The following is a 14,704-nucleotide window of genomic DNA, read 5'->3' on the forward strand; positions in this document are numbered from 1 at the left end:
TATAAGCCACTCATCTGGACCATTTTTTAAAGCTTATACCCGATGCGTTTAAATACACTTCAAGGGCCAAATGCAGGTCGCCTCACTTGTTTTTTGGGCACAAGTGAGGTGCTTCTGACTAAAGCATACCAATGCGCTTGGCCAGCTCATTAGCGGGTAAATAACCAGGTAAAAGTTCACCTGATTCAAACACAATAGCTGGCGTGCCATTAACACCAATTTCTTGGCCTAAATTATAGTGCGCCATTACTGGGTTTTCACATGCCTTTGGTGACTTCTGTCGGGCTTGTTTGTTGTGTGATCGCAGCTTGGCTTCAGTCAAGTATTCATTGGTATTTTCAGCACACCAAGCATCAACTAGAACTTGGTAACTAGGCGAACCTAAACCCGCTCTTGGAAAGGCTAAATACCGCACTTCAATACCCAGTGCATTAATGTCAGCCATCTCTAAATGTAATTTTTGACAGTAATAACAGTCCACATCAGTAAACACACTAATGGAAGCTTTTTTCTCACCTACAGCAGGGAACACCCACACTTGCTGCGCTTGGGGAGTTTGCATTGCCCCCAGTCTAGATTTTGTGGCGCTTTGTTCGGTTAAATTCACCAACCCCTCACCATAAAGGTTTTGGTACATGGTGCCAGCAAAGAAGAAGTCTCCATCAGCACTCATGTAGATGCGATCACCAGTATTTAACAACACATTATAAATACCAAACATAGGGGTAGCTTCAATGTTGACCGCCTTCATGTCTGGATTAATTCTAGCTAAGCTTGATTCAAGTTCAGTGTATTCTGCGGCCCACACATTGGGCGCTAATAAAATAAACACTAAGGTTATTGTGGTAACCAATTTGGTAATGATTATATACATATTTTAATTCAACCCCTGGGGTGATGTTGTGAATGCAATGTTTGTAAACGCTGAGTAGCGACATGAGTATATATCTGCGTGGTCGATAAATCACTATGACCTAAGAGCATTTGAATCACTCTTAAGTCAGCCCCATGATTCAACAAATGAGTAGCAAAGGCGTGTCTAAGTACATGCGGTGATAAGGATTTTTGAATACCGGCGGTTAAGCCATGCTGTTTAATACGATGCCAAAAGGTCTGCCGGGTCATGTGTTGGCCACGATTACTTGGAAACAATACCCCACTAGCCTTCACCTTTAATAATCCGGGGCGCCCTTGTTTAAGGTATGTTTGTAACCAATCTTGGGCCACTTCACCCACCGGCACTAAACGCTCTTTAGACCCTTTGCCAAACACTTTAACAATGCCCGCAGATAAATTTAGCTGACTGACATCAAGAGCAACCAATTCACTCACCCGCAAACCACAGGCATACAAAAGTTCTAGCATAGCTTTATCACGCAGGCCTATAGGTGTAGAAACGTCTGGAGCGGCCAATAAGGCTTCAACGTCTGTTTCTGAGAGTGATTTGGGGATAGGTCGGCCTTGCTTTGGCGCTTCTATTAAGGCTGCAGGATTAACATTAAGGCGATTTTCTCGCACCATGTACTGATAAAAACCCTTAATACTGGATAAGTTACGAGCTAAAGAACGCGGCTGAATACCTGCTTGTGAACGAGTTGCCAAAAAACCCATTAACACATGAGCCTCTGCAGAAACTAAGGTATAGCCCCGTTGGTCCAAATAGTCATGCAACTGCTGCAGATCTCTAGCATAGCTTGCCAAGGTGTTATCACTTAGACCTTTTTCTAACCAGAGGGCATCAATGTAGGGTTTGATTAGGTTAATACTTACGCTCATTTTAGATGTAAATTCGAGCCTCAATAATAGACCAACGTCAGTTTAACACAAGCCCTATCAAGGTTAAGAGTACCGCTATAGTTCCAACTTAATTAGACTAAAACCGTGACAGTGGAACTTTTAAATCAAAAAAAACCCGCGTCTCACTGAGTAAGATGCGGGTTTTTCTATCAACTTAAGCTTAACGCTTAGCCAATTTTTCCTTGATACGTGCTGCCTTACCAGACAAGTCGCGCAAGTAGTACAACTTGGCTTGACGCACATCACCACGACGTTTAACAGACACACTGTCAACCTGGTGGCTAAAGGTTTGGAAAGTACGCTCAACACCCACACCGTGAGAAATTTTACGCACTGTAAAGGCAGAGTTTAGGCCACGGTTACGTTTACCGATAACCACACCCTCGTAAGCCTGAAGACGCTCACGGGTCCCTTCTGTTACCTTAACTTGAACCACAACGGTATCGCCGGGGCCAAACTCTGGCATTTCTTTGTTCATTTGCTCAGCTTCAATTTGCTGAATAATCAAGTTTTTGCTGCTCATGGCACGCTCCTGTTCTTCACCTTTCGGACTCTTCCGTTAAGCGAATAAATTCTGCTAAAGACTGCTCTTGTTCCAACGTTAGTGTCATCTGTTCTAGTAAATCTGGTCGCCGCTGCCAGGTTCTACCTAACTGCTGCTGCATACGCCAACGGGCAATAGCGGCATGGTCCCCACTTAACAGCACCTTAGGTACTGGCATACCTGCAACCATTTCTGGGCGGGTATAGTGAGGGCAATCCAACAAGCCCTGAGCAAACGAATCTTCTTGTGCCGATTCTGCATGCCCTAATACACCAGGCAACAAACGTGAAACTGCATCGATAAAGGTCATGGCTGCAAGTTCACCGCCACTCAGTACAAAGTCTCCAAGAGACCACTCTTCATCTATGTCGGTACCAATTAAGCGTTCGTCGATTCCTTCATAACGCCCTGCTACCAATACTAAGCTCTCCTGCTTAGCCAGTTCTACTACACCTGCTTGGTCTAACCTACGCCCTTGGGGTGATAAATAAATCACCTTAGGCTGGCCTAGTTCGGCTCTTGCTTGGCCGATGGCATCTCTTAAAGGTTGTACCTTCATCAACATGCCAGGCCCGCCACCGTATGGCCGGTCATCCACTGTGCGGTGCTTGTCCTGAGTAAAGTCGCGTGGGTTATACCCAGTAACTTGCAGCAAACCTTGCTGCGTTGCCCTTCCCACCACACCAAAATCTGTCAAGGATTTGAGCATTTCTGGAAACAGCGTTACTACGCCTACTTTCACCTAAAACTCCGGATCCCAATCGACCCGAATAACACCTCCGAGGAGGTCAATCTTTGTAATCACTTGATCTGGCAAGTAGGGTATTAGACGCTCGTTACGATCAATACTTTCTTCATTGCCTTTTACTACTAGCACATCATTAGAGCCAGTGGCGATCAGGTGGTCGACCTTACCAAGTTTTACCCCAGCATCAGTCTCTACGTTCAGCCCAATCAGTTGTTGCCAATAATAATCACCAGCCTCTAAGTTTGGTAATATGGCACGATCTACCGTAATGTCTAATCCACAATATTTGCGGGCTTGATCACGGTCTTCACAACCTTCCAGTAATGCTATTAAGCCTTTGCCGTGGGTTTTACCCTGGCTAATTTTCAAGTCTTGCCAAACACCGTCTATGCAGGTTTGCCAAGGTTGATAATCAAAGATGTTTTGCATTGGTTCAGTGCTAGAAAACACTTTTACCCAGCCCTTCACACCGTATACGGTAGTGATGCGACCCAGCTTTACGCGTTGGTCTTGAGCCATGTTAAACAATCCTTACAACAATGGTTTAAAAGCAAATGCTTAGTGAGCTATTATTCAGCTACTTTGCGAGCTGCTTTAATCAGTCCTGCGACGCGATCAGTGGGTTGAGCACCTTGCCCAATCCAAAAATCAATGCGTTGCATGTTAATCCGAGTTACTTCTTCTTGGCCACGAGCAACTGGGTTATGAAAACCCACACGCTCAATAAAGCGACCGTCACGCGGATTGCGCTGATCAGCTACAGTTAAATGATAGAAAGGGCGCTTTTTAGAGCCCCCACGAGCTAAACGAATGGTTACCATGCGTTAGATCCCTTTACGTCGTGTAAGTTTTGAAATCACTTACTATTCATCAATGCAATGCACCGCTATTGGTGACATCACGGAAATGGGCATTACCCCGCCTGACTCAGTAACATAAACACATGCCTAAATCAGGGCAGATATTGTACGGTATTTATGACTACAAAACAATTAAACCCTTGCCAAAGTTCGCCCAAAGTTCAATGCTTAGCCATTCATGGGTCAGGGCTTATTCTAGATCTTGCTTTTTCAGCGGCACCGTAGTTTCAATATTATCTTCCAGCATGCGCTCTTCAAGCTCCGCCGCAGATAAATAGTCCAGATCCCAATGGTTACAAATATCATTCCTAAAACGTGTGCGACTTTTTTTCGTTGATTTTGACTTTCGATGATCGAAGTAGTTGAGGAGTCTTTGACTAATTTTCATTGCGTGTATGCCTATAAAATAGTTCATCGATAGCTAACTAAACGCTGACCGATACTAGAACATGTTGCTTGACCAAAATCTAGTTTTACTCTCTTGGTATTATTCTCTCAACTCGCTGGTTGTCCTTGAACCATTGCTATCGCCAAGCTTGATGATAGCAACCCTAAACGTAAAGACACTGTAAATGCGCTAGCAGGCGCCTAAATTAGCGATATGATAGGGTCTTGACTAGCTGGTAGCGTTGTCAAATAACGAAGTAGACCTTAAAAAAATGGGCGCTTAGTGATTCAGGATTATTGGTTTGTACAACAGGTTTGTGCTTAGGCTGATATCCCCCTTACGCCTAAAAGAACCTGAATAATACCGGGTGTGCCTGCAAGAAAATGCCCGCTGAATTACAATGATCCGAACGCAAACGAACACAGCACATGCTCGTTCCTATTGGTGGTAGTTATGCTTAATAAATCGTTAATATTGCAACAGACGTCTCTGCAAGAGCGCAATGTCGGTTATCAACCGCCTCGCTTGGCGCCGCACTCCCAAACTAGTATGGGTCGGCTACTGATTGACGAATTGCAACAAGCAGCAAGTCTGGTTGACTTTAAAGAGATGCTTAACCGATCTGCGGCGCTCACTAAATTCGCCAAACAACTGCCCACGTCTGCAATTTTGCTCGATGACCTCAAAGTAATGGTGAAAGGAGATACGCTTCACTGCCTTTTGGCGATTGAAACTTTGGCAGTCATTGAAGATGAAAGTGTTAACGCCCTTTTAGTCGAATGTTTAGCCCATACCGATGCCAGTGTTCGACGCCAAGTGACATGGAAACTATCTGAGAGGAACCTCGTTGCACCTGCTTTACCCCAACTGGTGCAGCAACTGTGCCTGGGTGGCATCGATACAATGCACGCCCATCAAACCTTATACCATTGGGCAAAGTCAGAGCCTCAGATCGTCTCTGCAACTATAATTAATGCGCTGACAGCTCATGGCGACGTCTTAATGCGTGCTCGATTAGTAGATCTTTTAGGTACCCTAAGGGGCACCAAGGTGAACGCAATACTCGCACGCCTGGCTGCTGATCATAACGAAACTGTCTCAGTGCGACTCGCAGCCATTAGTGCCATGGGTTGTCGCATCGGTCCATTCGACGACCTACTGCGCCAATTGAAACGTCAAGACAGCGACATTGGCGCCTACGCATCACTCGCCCTTAATGACCAAAAAATGCTTCATAGCAGTGCCTTACCGCGGCCTGATGGAGGCTTACGTGTGTGTCAGCTAGTGCTGGCAAATGTGGATAAAACCCTCAGTGCAGGCGGCTGTGGTGAGACCGGTGGCGTCGCCAGCTTACTCGTCTCTTTAGGAGATGCACTTGCGCGCCAACCCAGCATTGACCAAGTATTAACGCTTGGATTGGGCAGCGTTGAGGATGCGGTTAATAATCTCAGTGCCCCTATTAATACACCACAACCCTATCGTATCATCACCGCAGGCGATGACATGCGCCCAATGAACAGCGCTAATGCTTGGGAACACTTACCTGTTCTTAAACGCAGCATTCAAAGGTGTATAGGTCACTTTGGAGCCATCGACCTCATTCACTTACGCATGCTTGATGCCGCCACTTTTGCAGCGGCAGATGTCGCCCATAACATGGCTATACCCATCTGCTTTAGTTTCGCCCCAGACCCACAAAATACAGTGCATGCTCTGCATGCTGGGGGTCAATTAAGTCGCAGTGCGTTTGTCGATGCCGATGCTCAGAGCAACCTTTGGTTTCGGGCTCGGATGCTTGAGCAAATGGGCCGCAGTGTGAGTCATGTGGCACTATTTCCACAACCTAAGTGCAAACTGTTACTGCAAGATATTCGCAAAGACCTGCGCCAGCACAAACAACAATCGGTCACTATTGCAGAAGGTATTGATATACAGCTTATCCGTCAGGCGGCAGAGCAATATGCAGAAACTAAACCCCATGAAACGAAGGGTGTTATTGCAGATTTAGCGCAAAATATAGCTGCTAGTCGCCGCCATTTACCCTTATTACTGAGTGTTGGCCGGTTTCACCCTGTGAAGGGTATGGATCGAATTGCAGCGGCTTGGGCAGCTGACCCACTGCTATACAATGCCTGCAATTTGGTCATGGTTGGAGGCAATCTCAACCATCCATCGGCGGTAGAAAAAACGGTCATGGAGGCCATAGATAGTGCTATGCCTGTGAGTGATCATCGGCGGGCTGGAGTCATCCTAATGGGTGGTCGCCCACGAGCAGACATTGCACAACTGATGGTAGCCACTATGCTAGGGTGTGCAGATTTTTGGGCACCCGGTGGAATTTATGTTGATGGTGCTCGCAAAGAGGAGTTTGGATTAGCTTTAATTGAAGCCCTAGCAACGGGGCTGGTGGTGGTTGCTCCAAGCACTGGAGGACCTTCAACTTACGTTGATAATGACCATACCGGTATTTTAGTGGACCCTGAACAGGATCTTGGCCAAGCCATCCACCGAGGCTTTGCCCTAGTTGAGCATGCGGGCAGACGCCTGACCGCTCAAAATATGGTGGCGCAACACTATGCCATTGACACCATGGCCGAGAAACTCGCCTCTTTGTATCAAACGGTGCGAGACAAACCATGACTTTACTGGTCATCAGTCCAGATTTTATTTCACACTATAGCCCCTTGGCAGTGGTTGCTAGAGCAGCCAAGCAGGCTGGTATGCGGGTCATTTTCGCGACCGGCACTAATATGGCAACCCATGTGGAAGCTGAGGGATTTGAATGGACCTTGCTGCAATTAAGTCAAGGAGCCAACAGTGGTATTGTCAATCAAAATCCTGCTATCAAGCGTTTTTTGAGTGCTACTCGAGAAGGCCCTATAGCGACAATCCGTTGCCAAGCATTAGATAGAGAAAAGGATTTGCTTTGGGAACCAGTGCAAGTGGCTCGCAGAATTGCACAACTGTGTGAGCAGATTAACCCAGATAATATCTTAGTAGATCATGTTTCCTTTGGTTCAACTTTAGGCGTTTATGCCACAGGTAGACGCTTTACTACTCTTGTTCCGGGTCATCCTAGCCAGCTCCCAGTAGGTAAAGAACGCTATGGAATTCCAGCCACTTGGCCAGCCTGCATGCAACCAGAGCCCAACGCGCTGACAGACCAAGAAGACATTACCGACCGAGTGACGAAAACGTTTACAGACCGGTGGAATGCGGCATTAGCAATCATTGCCCCGACCATGTCACCTGTAAAAGACGCCTTTCGAGTGCATGGTAACCAAGTCCTCTATAACAGCTCAAACCATTATCACCCTTTTGAACGCTCACCACATTTGCCCATTCACCATGAGTTTGTTGGACCACTAGTGCGAGACGAAGAGCTGGCAAAGCCATTCCAACAATGGTTAGCACAGGAACCTGAAAAGCCATTAGTTTATGTGGCCTTAGGCACTTTCTTGTCACACCGAGCAGATGTGTTAAGCAATATAGCCATAGCCCTGCAGCAAGCCAATGTGCGGGTGGCTATGGCCATTGGTGCTAGCCCTATGACAGCATTTGAATCCTTACCAGTGGGCTGGTTAATTGCACCAAGCTTACCCCAAGTTGCACTCTTGGGTGAATGTGACCTGGTTATCCACCATGGCGGCAACAATAGTGTTCAAGAGGCACTGGCGTTGGGCGTGCGGCAGATCATATTGCCCTTTTCAACGGACCAGTTTGCCAATGCAGCGGATTTAGAACGGACGGGGCAAGCGACGGTAATATCACCCAACCATATTTGTGCAACCAGCTTCGCTCAGGTGGTTAAGGTCACCCTGACGTTACCTGAGCCAAAACCCATCATGGCCCAAAGTTGCGCTACATTAGCCCGTATTTTAAGGACTCCAATAGAGGCCTAATTGATCGCCCATTGTGCATTGCTAAGCCCCAATAGAGGGTTTATTCTCTGGACACAGACTGTTGTTTAAGATCAATGTTCACGAGACGCTAATATGGCCTTCGAAACGATAAAAATCCCCTCAGCAAGCGTGGGTAACCAAGCTCATATTCACCTGCATCGATTTGGGCCTAAGGGTGTTAAAGGTGTTAAAAAAGTTTATATTCAGGCGGGTTTGCATGCGGACGAACACCCAGGGTTACTAGTCGCTCAGCATTTGCTTAGGCATTTAGAGCAACTGGACCAACAAAATGCGCTTAAGGCAGAAATTGTTTTAGTGCCATTTGCTAACCCTGTAGGTTTAAGACAAAAAACCTTTGGCCATTTGGTGGGCCGCTGTGATTGGCACACAGGGCGAAATTTTAACCGCCACATGGCCATCGATCCTCAGCAAGTGGAAGCGAGCTTAGCCCCATCTTTTGGCAGTGACGCCATAGAGAATGATCGCCTTATGCGCCTCGGTCTTAAGCATTTGGTTGCACAACGACACGATGATTTTGAAATAAATTCATTACACAAAATATTACTTTCACAATCCATTGATGCCCACTATGTATTCGACCTGCATTGTGATGATGTTGCACTACCCCATGTATTTTATGGACTGCACCAACAAGAAATGGGGCAGACACTGGCCCAGTGTCTGGGCTTTACAATTTGTTTAGAGGAAGATGTTACAGGCACCGTTGCATTTGACGGCACCCATACCCAACCTTGGGTTAATATGCAAAATCATCATGCTCAACCTGTATTTTCAACACCTTGTTTTGCGGCCACCCTCGAATTGCGTGGTCGCAGTGATGTAGACCCTAAACTGGCAGAGCAAGATTGCTTAGGCATTTTAGATTTCCTCGCCCATGAACATTTAATAGAGCGAATACCCTCACCAAAAAAGCCCATTGCATTGAAGCCGTGCAGAGTAGATCAGGTGAGAACGGTGAAGGCCACTGCATCAGGTATTATCACCTATCGATCTAAGCTAGGTGAGACACTAAAGGCTGGAGGAGCCTTTGCAGACTTGGTTCTAGTTGATCATCCTAAAGCCAAATCTATCCCTATACTAGCACCTTGCAATGGCTACTTATTTAGCCAAACAGGCCAATTCTTTATCACCAAGGGCGATACGGTGGCCATGCTATCGACCCAAGAACAGCATATTCAAGCGGGTACACAACTTGCTTTTTAAAGCTCATTGATTCCCGTTAAGCATGCTTCTCCCTTAGTTTGGCTGCATCAAATCAGCTGACTCAGCGCCAAGATTTGGGTGGATTCATCAGTTTGGTTTGGTTTAGTTTAGTTTTCTTTGCGAGCAATAATAGCATCGCGCATTAAACGCAAACGCACACCCCAACTCAATATCGGCTGTGGGGGTAATGGGGTAGGTTTGGGACGTGCTTGGATCATAGCGATTGCATCTGTCATTTGGCCACTAGCCATGTAAGCCATTTGTTCACCAAACAAGGTCGCTAAGCCAATGCCGCCACCGTTGTAGCAGCCAGCCACCAATAACTTTGAATCTAATTGATCAAACACTTGGCCGTTATTACCACTGACACAGGTGACACCAGACCAACAGCTATCAAACACGGAGGCGTCTAATTGTGGGAAACGACGCTTTAAACCGCGCTGATGGACACGCTTGCGCTTCACTAATTGGCTTTGTGACATATTCATGGCAGGCCATACTTCCGCAGTATTGCGCACCATAATACGTCGATCTTCAGTTAAGCGAACAGTCGCACCCATGGCCTGAGCAGACAGCAAACCCCATGCCTTAGGGTTGCCAATTGCGGCATACTCAGCATCACTTAGGGGGCGCGTCATGCTTGCCGTCAAGGTTAATGGAAAAGCGCGCTTGCGCTTTAATCCAGCGCTCGACATAAAGCCATTAACCGCCATCAACAAAGCTGGAGCTTTCACTTGACCCATAGGGGTTGAAACTAAAAAGTCTGGACCTTGTTTTTGCCAAGTTAATACCGGACTGTTTTCATAAAGGGTGACATTAGCAGGCAGGATATCTATGTAGGCCCGGGCTAACTTAGCCGGCTGCAACATAATACCACCGGCGGTCCACAAGGCTTGGGTATAATAATGAGTGCCCAAACGTTGATATAATTGGTCACCTGAGAGCACACGATGTTCTAGCTCTAGCTCCTGCAATAAGTCACTAAAGCGCTGCAATTTAGCTTCGTGGGCCGGCACCGCAGTGGCATGAAACTTACCACTCTCGTCCCAATCACAGTCTATTTGATGGTGATTAACGAGTTCTCTGACACAATCTACCCCAGCTTTGTTAAGCCTATACTTTTCACGATATTGCTGTAGCCCTGTGTCAGACATGTGACCATCATTAAGGGTTGAGTCGACAAGGTAGCCAGAGTTGCGTGCACTCGCCCCTTCACCTGCCCGTTGCGCCTCAATAATGATAACTTTAGCATTTGGATTGAGTTGGGCAAACTTTCGAGCTGCTGACAAGCCCGTATAACCGGCGCCAACAATAACAAAATCACCCACCTGCTCACCTTGCAGACTGGCATTAGTCGGTCGTAAAGGCAGTCCCTGCGTCCACCCACAGGTTTGATCATTACCGGGTAATGGTGCAAATATTTTGGTCTTCATTCGAGGCCAGCATCAAGCTGTCGCATGTACTCCACAGGGTCAATAGCGATACCTAATGAGCGTTTTTCGATATAGAAGCCTTTTTTGGATTCACGAAAGCGAAAACAAACATAAGCACCTAACTCAAACTCAAGATCCTTATTGGCGGAGAAGTAAGCGTACTCTTGTTCTGCTATCACTAAGGCGTGGATGTAGTATTCTGGCATGCCCAGCCATTCAACATGGGGACCGTCAGTAGTAACGGATTGAAGATGGCCACGGCCTTGCATGGCCTTAGCTTTAACGAACGGTTTACGTGCCATAACTAACTCAGTTAGAGGAATAGTCTGTATTGTAGCTATCTAAAGACCTTTGTTCTAGACCCTGATAATCAATTGCACGAAATTCATCAAGAAAGGCTATTGATGTCAGAAAATCATTGTTATTGTAGGTCCTTTAAAACACATGACCTCTCATGAAAGTGATTCATTCTGCAGCATAAATAGAAAATCTCTTTTATTAAATTTTCACACACACAGCTGTTAATATGTATGCAAAAAAATAACCCAAATTGTTACTCGCTTGATCAGGTTGGAGTCATCCATTCCTGTTTTAAAGAAAAGTTTGCTACGCCAAGACAACCAGGTCTAGTGACTGCAGCGTTAGCTCAAGTTGAGCTGATTGAACCCTTTAATCAAATAGATACGGTGGATGGCCTCGAAGGCTTCTCTCATATTTGGCTTAGCTTTATCTTCCATCAGACGCTAGGTCAAGGCTGGAAACCTAAAGTACGGCCACCGAGGTTAGGGGGTAATAAAAAGCTGGGGGTGTTTGCTACCCGATCTACCTTTAGGCCCAATCCACTGGGGCTATCATTAGTTAAGCTAGAGTCAATTGATACCAGTAAGGGGGTTATTCTGCATGTGAGTGGAGCTGATTTAATCGACCAAACACCAATAGTTGATATTAAACCCTATCTGCCTTGGGTAGAGTCTGTACCTACAGCCCAAAGTGGCTTCGCCAGTGACGAGCAGATTCTTCAATTGCCTATCCACTTCAGCCCGCAAGCCCAGCACACATTACTCAACAGACCAGAACTGCGTGAACTTATTGAGCAGGTGTTACAGTATGACCCAAGACCCGCCTATCAAAAGGATCCAGAACGTGTTTATGGTTGCCACATTGCAGATATTAACCTACTTTGGCAGGTGGGTTTGGATCAAATAGATGTGATTGAAATCAGCTTATAATGTCACTTAGCTATGCTAATATAGACCGATTGAAAGTTCACGCATAACACTTATGACTCCTGCTCAGCTCATCGCTTTAGACCAACAGCATGTTTGGCACCCATACGCCTCTATGGACAGCCCTCCACCAGCATACCCTGTCGTTAGCGCCCATGGGGTAAGGTTGACCTTAGCTGATGGGCAAGAGTTGATTGATGGTATGGCCTCTTGGTGGTGTGCAGTGCATGGTTACAACCACCCTTACCTCAATGCTGCGATGCATCAGCAAATCTCTGACATGTCCCATGTGATGTTCGGGGGTATTACTCACGCGCCTGCAGTCACGCTAGCCAAACGTCTAGTAGATCTCACCCCAAAAGGTTTAGATAAGGTATTTTTTGCTGACTCAGGATCAGTGGCTGTCGAAGTGGCCATTAAAATGGCCTTGCAATATTGGCACTCTCAGCACCAAGCCAAAAAGAATCGCATGCTCACCATTCGCAATGGTTACCATGGTGATACCTTTGGTGCCATGGCAGTATGTGATCCAGTGAATGGCATGCATTCACTGTTTGCCAGTGTTTTACCCCAGCACCATTTTGTTGACGCTCCTCCCATGGGTTTTGATCGCCCTTTAGAAACGGATGATCTCACAGAACTTGAAGACAAAATGCGTCAGTACCAACATGAAATAGCGGCCTTAATCTTAGAACCTATTGTGCAGGGCGCGGGCGGCATGCGCTTTTATAGTCCTCAATGGTTAAGAGGTGCAGCTAAACTTTGTAAACAATATAATATTCTCTTAATCGCTGATGAAATTGCCACTGGGTTTGGTCGCAGCGGCGCTCTATTCGCTTGTGACCATGCTCAAGTTCAACCTGACATCATGTGCCTAGGTAAAGCCATTACTGGAGGCACTATGAGCTTTGCTGCCACCTTAACGACCCATGAAATTGCCACCAGCATCTCTCGAGGTGAAGCTAGTTGCTTCATGCATGGGCCTACTTTTATGGCCAATCCTTTGGCCTGCGCTGTGGCCAACGCAAGTTTAGATTTACTTGAGCAAAGCGACTGGAAAAATCAGGTTGATGGCATCAATAAAGGCCTTCACCAATTACTCAGACCCGCTATAGACTTACCCTATGTGGAAGATGTGCGCGTGTTAGGTGCGATTGGGGTAATACAAGTCACCCAAACGGTTGACCTTGGCATCATACAAAAGATGTTCGTTGAAGATGGGGTGTGGGTGCGGCCATTTGGTAAATTAGTTTATGTCATGCCACCCTATGTTATGAGCCCAGAAGACTTGGCTTTATTGTGTAAGGGTATATTAAGAGTTCTGGCACGCTACTTTGGACAGCACCATGCCATTAATTAAAATCAACCCTCAGTTTGATGAGCTATTCCGTTGCAGCCTCCAAGTTAGGGTGGCTGACTTAAACTATGGTAACCATCTAGGAAACGATCAAATTCTGAGCTATTTTCATGAAGGTCGAGTGTTGTGGCTAAATCAACATAGCCTCAGTGAAAAAGATGTAGGTGGCTGTGGTCTCATTATGGCGGCTACAAGTATTGAGTACCTTGCGCAAGCATACTTGCATCAACACCTTGAATTAACCTTAGGTGTAAGAGCCGTTGGCAAGGCAAGATTCACCATAATCTATAAGCTCACAGAGCAACAGACTGAGCATACCATAGCCCTTGGCGAAACTCATATGGGTTGTTTTGACTACCAAAATCAAAAGCCAGCCCTTGCACCTCAGTCATTTTTAGCTATCCTCACCTAGGGATCACAGGTGTAATGACGTCATCTGAATACCCAGGTTAGCTCAGCTGCTAAAGCTAATAGAGTTGCTACACGTTGGTTGTTAATAAAGTGAAAAATATTGCAAGACGATTCTTTTGCCTAAGCTTCATTAAACTTAAGCAAAGTATAAAATTTAACCCAATGGGTCAATGTGCCTGACAAGAATGGGGTGTTGAATTAGTCGAAGTAGGCGTAACAATAGGTAATAGGCACTAAGCCAAGGCGCTGGGTTTCGCAAGACTGGCATTCATTATTAGTCGAGATCTTGGTGTACTTTTCACACTCAATACACACTGCTTTATCCACCCCTTGCCACTGGGAGCCGGGGAATTCCTGCCAATGTTTGCCTAAACTAATAATCTCATGACCCTTGAGTAAGTCACCCGCATGGTAACGCCCCACAATGATTTTAATGCGTTGTTCTACGGCCCTTTTGCGTCGTTGTTCTTCCACTTGGTGCTGATCTGGCGCCATATGCCTTGCCAAAAGATTCATGGTATCAGCCATCCCTTGTTGCTGCTGCATGAAGTGTTTGAGGGCATGCTCAAGCTGGACTTGACGGCCTAGGGGGATACGATATGCGAGTAGATCCGGATCCCAATGACCACCTGCAAGATGCAAGGATTCCATTAAGTCGATGTTATGATCACCATACAAGCGCAAGTCATTTGCTGTTGTTATCAGTTCGTAGCCAATCGGTAAATGGTTTAGCAACGAGGCACTAAAAGCCTTATCCACTGGCGTATCTTCTTCATCGAACCAGTCACTCATGATTTCACCTACACAGGTTACA

General features: G+C 46.2%; 16 protein-coding genes. 6 read left to right on the forward strand and 10 right to left on the reverse strand.

Features of this window, described 5'->3' with window-relative positions:
• Nucleotides 1-118: 118 nt before the first annotated feature.
• From ABXT59_RS11095 to ABXT59_RS11125, 7 genes are all read right to left on the reverse strand, one after another.
• Nucleotides 119-874 (reverse strand): thioredoxin fold domain-containing protein, encoded by a 756-nt coding sequence (locus ABXT59_RS11095; RefSeq protein ID WP_443636178.1) that lies wholly within the window; start codon nt 872-874, stop codon nt 119-121.
• A gap of 8 nt (nt 875-882) precedes the next feature.
• A complete protein-coding gene (gene xerD, locus ABXT59_RS11100; protein WP_443636179.1) occupies nt 883-1,776 on the reverse strand; it encodes a site-specific tyrosine recombinase XerD in 894 nt (297 codons plus the stop codon).
• Between the two features lie 181 nt (nt 1,777-1,957).
• On the reverse strand, nt 1,958-2,320 hold the full coding sequence (gene rplS / locus ABXT59_RS11105; protein WP_443636180.1) for a 50S ribosomal protein L19: 363 nt from the start codon (nt 2,318-2,320) through the stop codon (nt 1,958-1,960).
• Nucleotides 2,321-2,336: 16 nt separating this feature from the next.
• Nucleotides 2,337-3,083, reverse strand: coding sequence for a tRNA (guanosine(37)-N1)-methyltransferase TrmD (gene trmD / locus ABXT59_RS11110; protein WP_443636181.1), 747 nt, complete (start codon nt 3,081-3,083; stop codon nt 2,337-2,339).
• Nucleotides 3,084-3,608, reverse strand: a complete 525-nt coding sequence (gene rimM / locus ABXT59_RS11115) for a ribosome maturation factor RimM (RefSeq protein WP_443636182.1) — start codon at nt 3,606-3,608, stop codon at nt 3,084-3,086.
• A 50-nt stretch (nt 3,609-3,658) separates the two neighbouring features.
• Complete coding sequence (rpsP, locus tag ABXT59_RS11120; RefSeq protein WP_443636183.1) at nt 3,659-3,910, reverse strand: 30S ribosomal protein S16; 252 nt, start codon at nt 3,908-3,910, stop codon at nt 3,659-3,661.
• 229 nt (nt 3,911-4,139) lie between these two features.
• A complete protein-coding gene (locus ABXT59_RS11125) occupies nt 4,140-4,337 on the reverse strand; it encodes a hypothetical protein (protein WP_443636184.1) in 198 nt (65 codons plus the stop codon).
• A 453-nt stretch (nt 4,338-4,790) separates the two neighbouring features.
• Between ABXT59_RS11125 and ABXT59_RS11130 the strand changes: the two genes are divergently transcribed.
• From ABXT59_RS11130 to ABXT59_RS11140, 3 genes are all read left to right on the forward strand, one after another.
• Complete coding sequence (locus ABXT59_RS11130; RefSeq protein ID WP_443636185.1) at nt 4,791-6,977, forward strand: glycosyltransferase family 4 protein; 2,187 nt, start codon at nt 4,791-4,793, stop codon at nt 6,975-6,977.
• A complete protein-coding gene (locus tag ABXT59_RS11135; RefSeq protein ID WP_443636186.1) occupies nt 6,974-8,239 on the forward strand; it encodes a nucleotide disphospho-sugar-binding domain-containing protein in 1,266 nt (421 codons plus the stop codon). Before ABXT59_RS11130 ends, ABXT59_RS11135 begins: the two co-directional genes overlap by 4 nt.
• A gap of 93 nt (nt 8,240-8,332) precedes the next feature.
• Nucleotides 8,333-9,463 carry a succinylglutamate desuccinylase/aspartoacylase family protein gene (locus ABXT59_RS11140; RefSeq protein ID WP_443636187.1) on the forward strand — a complete coding sequence of 377 codons (1,131 nt, stop codon included), beginning with the start codon at nt 8,333-8,335 and terminating at the stop codon, nt 9,461-9,463.
• A 107-nt stretch (nt 9,464-9,570) separates the two neighbouring features.
• Here the strand turns inward: ABXT59_RS11140 and ABXT59_RS11145 are convergent, their stop codons facing one another.
• Both ABXT59_RS11145 and ABXT59_RS11150 read right to left on the reverse strand, forming a co-directional pair.
• On the reverse strand, nt 9,571-10,896 hold the full coding sequence (locus tag ABXT59_RS11145) for an NAD(P)/FAD-dependent oxidoreductase (RefSeq protein ID WP_443636188.1): 1,326 nt from the start codon (nt 10,894-10,896) through the stop codon (nt 9,571-9,573).
• Entirely contained in the window at nt 10,893-11,198 is a 306-nt protein-coding gene (locus tag ABXT59_RS11150) for a hypothetical protein (protein ID WP_443636189.1), read from the reverse strand. Before ABXT59_RS11150 ends, ABXT59_RS11145 begins: the two co-directional genes overlap by 4 nt.
• Nucleotides 11,199-11,426: 228 nt before the next feature.
• On the opposite strand from ABXT59_RS11150, the gene tsaA reads away from it, so the two are divergent.
• The 3 genes from tsaA to ABXT59_RS11165 are packed head-to-tail and all read left to right on the forward strand — an operon-like array spanning nt 11,427 to nt 13,891.
• Nucleotides 11,427-12,125 (forward strand): tRNA (N6-threonylcarbamoyladenosine(37)-N6)-methyltransferase TrmO, encoded by a 699-nt coding sequence (tsaA, locus tag ABXT59_RS11155; protein ID WP_443636190.1) that lies wholly within the window; start codon nt 11,427-11,429, stop codon nt 12,123-12,125.
• A gap of 52 nt (nt 12,126-12,177) precedes the next feature.
• Complete coding sequence (bioA, locus tag ABXT59_RS11160; protein ID WP_443636191.1) at nt 12,178-13,482, forward strand: adenosylmethionine--8-amino-7-oxononanoate transaminase; 1,305 nt, start codon at nt 12,178-12,180, stop codon at nt 13,480-13,482.
• The gene (locus ABXT59_RS11165) at nt 13,469-13,891 is read left to right on the forward strand and encodes an acyl-CoA thioesterase (protein WP_443636192.1); all 423 of its coding nucleotides are present in this window, start codon (nt 13,469-13,471) and stop codon (nt 13,889-13,891) included. The genes bioA and ABXT59_RS11165 overlap by 14 nt, the downstream gene beginning before the upstream one ends.
• Before the next feature lie 197 nt (nt 13,892-14,088).
• On the opposite strand, the gene ABXT59_RS11170 is transcribed toward ABXT59_RS11165, so the two are convergent.
• Complete coding sequence (locus tag ABXT59_RS11170) at nt 14,089-14,682, reverse strand: hypothetical protein (protein ID WP_443636193.1); 594 nt, start codon at nt 14,680-14,682, stop codon at nt 14,089-14,091.
• Nucleotides 14,683-14,704 lie beyond the last annotated feature (22 nt).

The organism is Candidatus Njordibacter sp. Uisw_058, from assembly GCF_047730065.1.
Classification (GTDB): Bacteria; Pseudomonadota; Gammaproteobacteria; order Pseudomonadales; family Balneatricaceae; genus Njordibacter.

Excerpts from the sequence above, each read along its gene's own strand:
- ABXT59_RS11095 (WP_443636178.1), bottom strand. The coding sequence starts at position 874 with ATGTATATAATCATTACCAAATTGGTTACCACAATAACCTTAGTGTTT.
- xerD (WP_443636179.1), bottom strand. The coding sequence starts at position 1,776 with ATGAGCGTAAGTATTAACCTAATCAAACCCTACATTGATGCCCTCTGG.
- rplS (WP_443636180.1), bottom strand. The coding sequence starts at position 2,320 with ATGAGCAGCAAAAACTTGATTATTCAGCAAATTGAAGCTGAGCAAATG.
- rimM (WP_443636182.1), bottom strand. The coding sequence starts at position 3,608 with ATGGCTCAAGACCAACGCGTAAAGCTGGGTCGCATCACTACCGTATAC.
- rpsP (WP_443636183.1), bottom strand. The coding sequence starts at position 3,910 with ATGGTAACCATTCGTTTAGCTCGTGGGGGCTCTAAAAAGCGCCCTTTC.
- ABXT59_RS11125 (WP_443636184.1), bottom strand. The coding sequence starts at position 4,337 with ATGAAAATTAGTCAAAGACTCCTCAACTACTTCGATCATCGAAAGTCA.
- ABXT59_RS11130 (WP_443636185.1), top strand. The coding sequence starts at position 4,791 with ATGCTTAATAAATCGTTAATATTGCAACAGACGTCTCTGCAAGAGCGC.
- ABXT59_RS11135 (WP_443636186.1), top strand. The coding sequence starts at position 6,974 with ATGACTTTACTGGTCATCAGTCCAGATTTTATTTCACACTATAGCCCC.
- ABXT59_RS11140 (WP_443636187.1), top strand. The coding sequence starts at position 8,333 with ATGGCCTTCGAAACGATAAAAATCCCCTCAGCAAGCGTGGGTAACCAA.
- ABXT59_RS11145 (WP_443636188.1), bottom strand. The coding sequence starts at position 10,896 with ATGAAGACCAAAATATTTGCACCATTACCCGGTAATGATCAAACCTGT.
- ABXT59_RS11150 (WP_443636189.1), bottom strand. The coding sequence starts at position 11,198 with ATGGCACGTAAACCGTTCGTTAAAGCTAAGGCCATGCAAGGCCGTGGC.
- tsaA (WP_443636190.1), top strand. The coding sequence starts at position 11,427 with ATGCAAAAAAATAACCCAAATTGTTACTCGCTTGATCAGGTTGGAGTC.
- bioA (WP_443636191.1), top strand. The coding sequence starts at position 12,178 with ATGACTCCTGCTCAGCTCATCGCTTTAGACCAACAGCATGTTTGGCAC.
- ABXT59_RS11165 (WP_443636192.1), top strand. The coding sequence starts at position 13,469 with ATGCCATTAATTAAAATCAACCCTCAGTTTGATGAGCTATTCCGTTGC.
- ABXT59_RS11170 (WP_443636193.1), bottom strand. The coding sequence starts at position 14,682 with ATGAGTGACTGGTTCGATGAAGAAGATACGCCAGTGGATAAGGCTTTT.